This window comes from Limnohabitans sp. (genome assembly GCF_031538885.1).
In the GTDB taxonomy this organism is placed as follows: Bacteria; Pseudomonadota; Gammaproteobacteria; order Burkholderiales; family Burkholderiaceae_C; genus Limnohabitans.
Window position 1 is genome coordinate 1 of the sequence record NZ_JAVKLW010000086.1, and the last position, 7,274, is coordinate 7,274.

Annotated in this window: 8 protein-coding genes and 1 pseudogene; all 9 read right to left on the reverse strand. The window is 56.3% G+C overall.

Features of this window, described 5'->3' with window-relative positions; genetic code table 11:
- Nucleotides 1-281, reverse strand: a pseudogene (locus RMS03_RS06920) (NADH-quinone oxidoreductase subunit L); the annotation flags it as partial.
- Nucleotides 282-374: 93 nt separating this feature from the next.
- Nucleotides 375-683, reverse strand: coding sequence for an NADH-quinone oxidoreductase subunit NuoK (gene nuoK, locus RMS03_RS06925; RefSeq protein ID WP_310626353.1), 309 nt, complete (start codon nucleotides 681-683; stop codon nucleotides 375-377).
- Complete coding sequence (locus RMS03_RS06930) at nucleotides 680-1,435, reverse strand: NADH-quinone oxidoreductase subunit J (protein WP_310626359.1); 756 nt, start codon at nucleotides 1,433-1,435, stop codon at nucleotides 680-682. The genes nuoK and RMS03_RS06930 overlap by 4 nt, the downstream gene beginning before the upstream one ends.
- A gap of 22 nt (nucleotides 1,436-1,457) precedes the next feature.
- Nucleotides 1,458-1,970 carry an NADH-quinone oxidoreductase subunit NuoI gene (gene nuoI / locus RMS03_RS06935; protein ID WP_310626354.1) on the reverse strand — a complete coding sequence of 171 codons (513 nt, stop codon included), beginning with the start codon at nucleotides 1,968-1,970 and terminating at the stop codon, nucleotides 1,458-1,460.
- A 90-nt stretch (nucleotides 1,971-2,060) separates the two neighbouring features.
- Nucleotides 2,061-3,143: an NADH-quinone oxidoreductase subunit NuoH gene (nuoH, locus tag RMS03_RS06940; RefSeq protein ID WP_310626355.1), complete on the reverse strand. Its 1,083-nt coding sequence runs from the start codon at nucleotides 3,141-3,143 to the stop codon at nucleotides 2,061-2,063.
- On the reverse strand, nucleotides 3,143-5,290 hold the full coding sequence (gene nuoG / locus RMS03_RS06945; RefSeq protein ID WP_310626356.1) for an NADH-quinone oxidoreductase subunit NuoG: 2,148 nt from the start codon (nucleotides 5,288-5,290) through the stop codon (nucleotides 3,143-3,145). Before nuoG ends, nuoH begins: the two co-directional genes overlap by 1 nt.
- A 14-nt stretch (nucleotides 5,291-5,304) precedes the next feature.
- Complete coding sequence (nuoF, locus tag RMS03_RS06950) at nucleotides 5,305-6,657, reverse strand: NADH-quinone oxidoreductase subunit NuoF (RefSeq protein WP_310626357.1); 1,353 nt, start codon at nucleotides 6,655-6,657, stop codon at nucleotides 5,305-5,307.
- Between the two features lie 2 nt (nucleotides 6,658-6,659).
- On the reverse strand, nucleotides 6,660-7,175 hold the full coding sequence (nuoE, locus tag RMS03_RS06955; protein WP_310626358.1) for an NADH-quinone oxidoreductase subunit NuoE: 516 nt from the start codon (nucleotides 7,173-7,175) through the stop codon (nucleotides 6,660-6,662).
- Nucleotides 7,172-7,274, reverse strand: a 103-nt coding sequence (locus RMS03_RS11660) for a hypothetical protein (RefSeq protein ID WP_405023512.1), incomplete at its 5' end; no start/stop codon positions are given. The genes nuoE and RMS03_RS11660, both read right to left, overlap by 4 nt.

The following is a 7,274-nucleotide window of genomic DNA, read 5'->3' on the forward strand; positions in this document are numbered from 1 at the left end:
AGGCCATCGACCATGAAGCCGATTTCCATTTTCAAATCGCCCACCACCATCCAGGTGTAGAGGGTGTCATTGAAACGCGCGCCGTCCAAGGCCACGCTTTGCAGCGTCATGGCAGACAACACAAAGGCGATGAACACGCCCAAGATGGTGAGTGTGTGGGTCACGCCGCGGCCAATTTGGTTACCGCCAAAGCGTGTACCCAAAATACCAGCCAAGGCTGAGCCCACCAGCGGTGCCATGGGTACAGCTAGCAGCGTGGAGGCTTGTAGGGTTTGGGTCATGATGTCAGGTCTCCCGCAGGGCCGCCCCAAGGCAGACCTGCGCCCCCTTGGGGGGCAGTGAATACACAAAGTGATGAACGTGGGGGCTTCATATCAGCCCTTGAGCGTGTTGAGCGCGTCTACGTTGATGCTGGACTTGTTGCGGAACAACTGCACCAGAATCGCCAAGCCAATGGCAGATTCAGCAGCCGCCACAGTCAAGATGAAGAAAACAAAGATTTGACCGTGCAAGTCACCCAGGTAGTGTGAGAACGCCACGAAGTTCATGTTGACCGCGAGCAACATCAACTCAATCGCCATCAACAAGACGATCAAGTTTTTACGGTTCAAGAAGATGCCGATGACGGAGAGTGCGAACAAAATCGCACCCAGCGTGAGGTAGTGGCCTAAGGTGATGCTCATGCTTTTGTCTCCTCAGTGGCGGGTGCAGCAGGCGCGGGTTTGACCGCGTCCATCTTCACCAGTTCCACACGGTCGCGGGCCTTGACGCGCACTTGGTCACCCGCATTTTGGAATTTGCTGTCCTTGCGTGCGCGCAAAGTCAAAGCGATGGCCGCAATCAAGGCCACCAACAAGATCAACGCCGCCACTTGCACGGGGTACAGGTACTCGGTGTAGAGCAAGATACCCAAAGCCTTAGTGTTAGAGGCTTGTGCCACCACCACATGGCCCACATCAGGTGCTGACGCTGCAGCCAAGGCAGCAGACGCAGCGTCCACAGCCATTGAAGCCGCATCGACAGATACCACGGCGGTCACGGCGGCAGGCGCAATCACTTGTGCTGCCAATTGTTTTTGAGGTTCGCTGATGCGAAAGCCACCCAACAACACAGCCGCTAATTCGAGGGCAATCACCGCACCCACAGTAGCGGCGAGTGGGAAGTGTTTCCAGAAGCCTTGGCGAATGCTGTCGATGTTGATGTCGAGCATCATCACCACAAACAAAAACAAGACCATGACCGCACCCACGTACACGAGCACGAGAGCGATAGAGAGGAATTCTGCTTTAAGCAACATCCAGACGCCCGAGGCTTGGAAGAAGGCCAAGACCAAGTACAGCGCGGCATGCACAGGGTTACGCGCCGTGATAACGCGGAATGACGCAAACAGCATGACGGCTGAGAACGCGTAAAAAAGAGCCGACTTCACATTCATAAGTACGTCCATCATTAAATCTTCAACGGTATTTGGCGTCAGCTGCTTTGTTGGCAGCGATTTCGGGTTCGTAGCGGTCGCCCACTGCCAACAACATTTCTTTGGTGAAGTACAGGTCACCGCGTTTTTCGCCGTGGTACTCAAAGATGTGTGTTTCCACGATCGAATCCACGGGGCAGCTCTCTTCGCAGAAACCGCAGAAGATGCACTTGGTCAAGTCGATGTCGTAGCGGGTGGTGCGACGGCTGCCGTCTGCGCGCTGGTCAGATTCGATGGTAATTGCCATCGCTGGGCAGACAGCCTCACACAGTTTGCATGCGATGCAGCGCTCTTCACCGTTGTCGTAACGGCGCAAAGCATGTAGGCCACGGAAACGAGGCGACAAAGGTGTCTTCTCTTCCGGAAACTGAATGGTGATGCTGCGCGAGAACATGTACTTGCCTGTGAGGGCCATGCCTTTGAACAGCTCAATCAGCAGGAAGCTAGACAAAAAGTCGCGCAACGAGAAAGGAACGGAATGTGTAGTGGTGGTCATGATTGGCCTCGCGCAGGGCCGCCCCAAGGGAGGCCAGCACCCCCTCGGGGGGCAGTGATGACACGCAGTGCAGAACGTGGGGGTTTCATATTAATTCCAGATATTCCAAGGGGTTTGAATCCAAACGCCCACCACCAACAACCAAATCAGGGTGAGAGGAATGAAAATCTTCCAACCCAAACGCATGATTTGGTCATAGCGATACCGTGGGAACGTGGCACGCACCCACAAGAACATGGTCACGACCACAAAGGTCTTGAGGCCGAGCCAAATCCAACCCGGAATCAGGTTGAACAGTGCGTTGTCGATGGGAGACAACCAGCCGCCCAAGAACATCACAACCGTCAACATCGAGACCAAGATCATGTTGGCGTATTCAGCCAAGAAGAACATGGCGAAGGACATGCCTGAGTATTCGATCATGTGGCCGGCCACAATTTCAGACTCACCTTCCACCACGTCAAACGGGTGACGGTTGGTTTCAGCCAAACCGGAGATGAAGTAGATGATGAAAACGGGGAACAAAGGCAACCAGTTCCAAGACAAAAAACCCAAGCCCTTGCCTGCCATCATGCCTTTGGCTTGCCCCATCACGATGTCGGTCATGTTCAAGCTGTTGGAGATCATCAAGACGATCACAAAGCAAAAGCCCATCGCGATTTCGTAGCTCACCATTTGGGCCGATGCGCGCATGGCACCAATGAAGGCGTACTTGGAGTTAGACGCCCAACCCGCGATGATGACGCCGTACACTTCGAGCGAAGTGATGGCCATCAAGAACAGCAAGCCCGCGTTGACGTTGGCCAACGCCACATCAGGTCCAAAAGGAATCACCGCCCATGCAGCCAAGGCCGGCATGATGGTCATGATGGGGCCCAAGAAGAACAAGCTGGTGGTCGCTTGCGTTGGGATGATGATTTCTTTGGTGAGCAACTTCAGCGCGTCCGCGATGGGTTGCAGCAAACCACCAGGACCTGTGCGGTTCGGGCCTTTGCGGATTTGGGTGTACCCAATGGCTTTGCGTTCCCACAAAGTCAGGTAAGCCACGCAACCGAGCAAAGGCAAGAGCACCGCAACTATCTTGAGCAAAGCCCACAGAACGGGCCAAGCCAGTGTGGTCCACCACACATCGGACATCAAGCCAAAGCCTGCGTTGTAAATGTTGTCACCCATCACAGACCTCCTTGCAACGTAGCCGCAACCGCAGGTTGCTTTGCATCAGCCGTGAGTTGCAGCGATGGTGCGCGACGCACCAAGCTGTCGAGTTGATAAATCGCTGCACTGGCAGGCTGACCTGCTGCGGGACTCACATCCACATTGGCCGTGCATGCGTTGGACAGCAAAGCGTGGACATCGGCGGGAATCGCTTGGGCGCGCACTTCGTCGATGGTCTCGAATTCGAAGCCGGGCACATGGAGCATGGAGCCCAACACACGCAAGACTTTCCAAGCAGGACGTGTCTCACCCAAAGGCTTGACCACGCCGTGAAAGCTTTGTGCACGACCTTCGGTGTTGATGAACGTGCCAGCGGTCTCAGTGAAAGGCGAGATGGGCAAGAGCACATCGCTGATGTCCATATTGGCCTTGAAGGGTGACAAGGTCACAACCATCTCGGCTTGACCGATGGCTTGTGCCGCCGCCGTGCCGTTGGCCGCATCGAAAGCTGGCTCGGTGTTGAGCAACACGACGGCCTTCAAACCACCTGCCAACATTTGGCCTGCAGTTTGACCGCCCGCTTTTGGCAAGGCGCCCACCACTTGAGCGCCGACGGTATTCGCAGCTTCGCCGAGATAACCCACGGTGGCGCCAGTTTGTGCGCCAATCCAGTTGGCCAAGCTCAGCAAGCTCGATGCTTTGGCGTGATGTGCAGCGGCGTTGCCCAACAAAATGGCTTTGCGCTCACCGCCGGTCAATGACTTGGCGATGGCTTGTGCTTCGGCACTGTTGGCGTTACCAGCCACGGGTGCTGCCGTACCGGTGATGGCACCCACGGCAGCCGCGATGTCCGCCAAGGCTTGTACCCAGTTGGCGGCATCAGCCACCATGGTGTTAGCCACAGGCATCGCCCAATCAAAGGCTTGTGCGTTCAAAGCATTGACCTTGCCGCCGTTGCGCACCGCTTGGCGCAGACGTTGGGCCAACAAAGGTTGGTCTTTACGAATATTGCCGCCAATCACCAATGCACGTTGCAGTGTGGTGAGAGAAGCCACAGATGTACCCAACCAACGAGCCCGTACGGCACCGCCGTGCTCCGAGTTCACGTCGGTGTGGAAGTCAGCAGCACGCAAACGCGTGTCGATGTTTTGGCTACCCAAGCCGCGTGTCAGACCAGCGGCCAAGTACAACTCTTCCGCCGTGCTGTGTGGGCTGGCCAAAGTGCCAATGGCTTGTGCGCCATGCTGGGCTTTGACGCCTTGCAAGCCGTTGGCCACGTATTCGAGGGCAGTTTGCCAATCGACTTCTTTCCATGCACCACCTTGCTTGAGCATGGGCTTGGTCAAGCGGTCTGCGCTTTCCAAGGCCTCGTAGCTGAAGCGATCGCGGTCCGCAATCCAGCACTCGTTGACGTCTTCGTTTTCCAAAGGCACGACGCGCATGACTTTGTTGTTCTTGACTTGAACGATCAGGTTGGCACCAGTGGCATCGTGTGGGCTAACCGATTTGCGACGGCTCAATTCCCAGGTACGGGCGCTGTAACGGAATGGCTTGCTGGTCAACGCGCCCACAGGGCAGATGTCGATCATGTTGCCTGAGAGCTCGGAATCCACCGATTGACCCACAAAGGTTTCAATCTCAGCGTGCTCGCCTCGGTGGGACATGCCCAGCTCCATGACGCCGGCCACTTCTTGGCCAAAGCGCACGCAGCGTGTGCAGGCAATGCAGCGACTCATCTCTTGCATGCTGACCAGAGGGCCCACATCCTTAGGCATCACCACACGCTTTTCTTCTTCGTAGCGTGACGTGGTGCCGCCGTAGCCCACAGCCAAGTCTTGCAACTGGCACTCACCGCCTTGGTCACAAATGGGGCAATCCAGCGGGTGGTTGATGAGCAAGAACTCCATCACCGACTGTTGGGCCTTGATGGCGCGTTCGCTCTTGGTGCGAACAATCATGCCTTGCGTCACAGGCGTGGCGCAGGCGGGCATGGGTTTAGGGGCTTTTTCCACATCGACCAAGCACATGCGGCAGTTGGCCGCGATGCTGAGTTTCTTGTGATAGCAAAAATGCGGAATGTAAGTGCCGGCCTTTTCAGCTGCATGCATGACCATGCAGCCTTCTTGGACCTCTACTTTTTTACCGTCGAGTTCGATTTCAATCATGGCACTTATCCGTGTCAAACGTAGGCAGCGACCGAGCAGGTCTTGTGCGTGATGTGGTGAACAAACTCATGGCGGAAGTGCTTGATCATGCCGCGCACGGGCATGGCTGCTGCATCTCCGAGGGCGCAAATCGTGCGGCCCATGATGTTTTCTGCCACGTTGTCGAGCAAGGCCAAGTCGCTTTCGCGGCCTTCGCCACGCTCAATGCGGTCTACCATGCGCCACAACCAACCTGTGCCTTCGCGGCAAGGGGTGCATTGGCCGCATGACTCGTGCATGTAGAAGTAGCTCAAGCGTTGCAGGCTCTTGACCATGCAGCGCGAGTCGTCCAACACGATCACCGCACCGGAGCCCAGCATTGAACCAGCTTTGGCGATGCTGTCGTAGTCCATGGTGCAGTCCATGATGATGTCAGCAGGCAGCACGGGGGATGACGAACCGCCAGGGATCACAGCTTTCAGCTTGCGACCCTTGCGCACGCCACCGGCCAACTCCAACAGTTTGGAGAACGGTGTGCCCATAGGAATTTCATAGTTGCCGGGACGCTCCACGTCACCGCTCACCGAGAAAATCTTGGTGCCGCCGTTGTTGGGCTTGCCGCATTCGAGATAAGCCTGACCACCGTGGTTGATGATCCAAGGCACCGCAGCGAATGTTTCGGTGTTGTTGATGGTGGTGGGCTTGCCATACAAACCAAAGCTCGCGGGGAACGGTGGTTTGAAACGGGGCTGGCCTTTTTTGCCTTCGAGCGACTCGAGCAACGCAGTTTCTTCGCCGCAGATGTAAGCGCCAAAACCGTGGGCCGCGTGCAACTGGAAGCTGAAGGTGGAACCCAAGATGTTGTCACCCAAGTAGCCAGCAGCGCGGGCTTCTTCAAGGGCGGCTTCAAAACGCTCGTAGGTTTGAAAGATTTCACCGTGAATGTAGTTGTAGCCCACGCTGATGCCCATGGCAAAAGCGGCGATGGCCATACCTTCAATCACAATGTGGGGGTTGTGCTGCAAGATTTCGCGGTCTTTGCACGTCCCGGGCTCGCCCTCATCGGAGTTACAAACCAAGTACTTTTGGCCCGGAAACTGACGGGGCATGAAGCTCCACTTCAAACCTGTGGGGAAGCCCGCACCACCACGACCACGCAAGCCAGACTCTTTGACGGTGGCGATGACTTCATCTTGCGTCATGCCCGTGGTCAAGATTTTGCGCAGGGCTTGGTAGCCGCCGCGTACCACGTAGTCTTGCAAGGACCAGTTGTTGCCGTTCAGACCCGCCAAAATTTGTGGGCCGATGTGACGGTCGTGGAAACAAGTCTCCACCGCGGTCGTTTGGAATTGGGAGAGAACTTGTAAAGCTTGGCTAGAGGTAGTCATGCTTACTCCTTCACCGCGCGCAAGCCTGCTACCATCTGGTCGATCTTGTCGTCGCTCATGTAGCTGCACATGGTGCGGTCATTCACCAACAACACGGGCGCATCAGCGCAAGCGCCCATGCATTCGCTGGGCTGGATGGTGAACATGCCATCCGCAGTGGTTTCGCCGACTTCAATGCCGAGGGTCTTGACCAAGTGCATCAAAGCGCCCTGCCCGTTGCGTAACTGGCATGGCAGGTTGGTACACACGTTGATCTTGAACTTGCCAACCGGTTGTTGGTTGTACATGTTGTAGAAGGTGGTCACTTCGTGCACAGCCATGGGGGCCATGCCCAGCAACTCAGCAATCACGCGCTCGCTCTCGGCGCTGACAAAGCCCTGCTCTTGCTGGGCGATGGACAAACACGCCATGACGGCCGATTGCTTCTGGTCGTCTGGGTATTTGGCGACTTCACGCGCAAAACGCTCGAGGGCTTGGGCCGACAGCGGTGCGCTGTGGTGGGTGTTTACAGAACTCATCGGTCAATTTCCCCGAACACAATGTCCATGGTGCCAATCACCGCCACGGTGTCAGCGATCATGTGGCCACGCGCCATTTCATCCATGGCTGCCAAATGA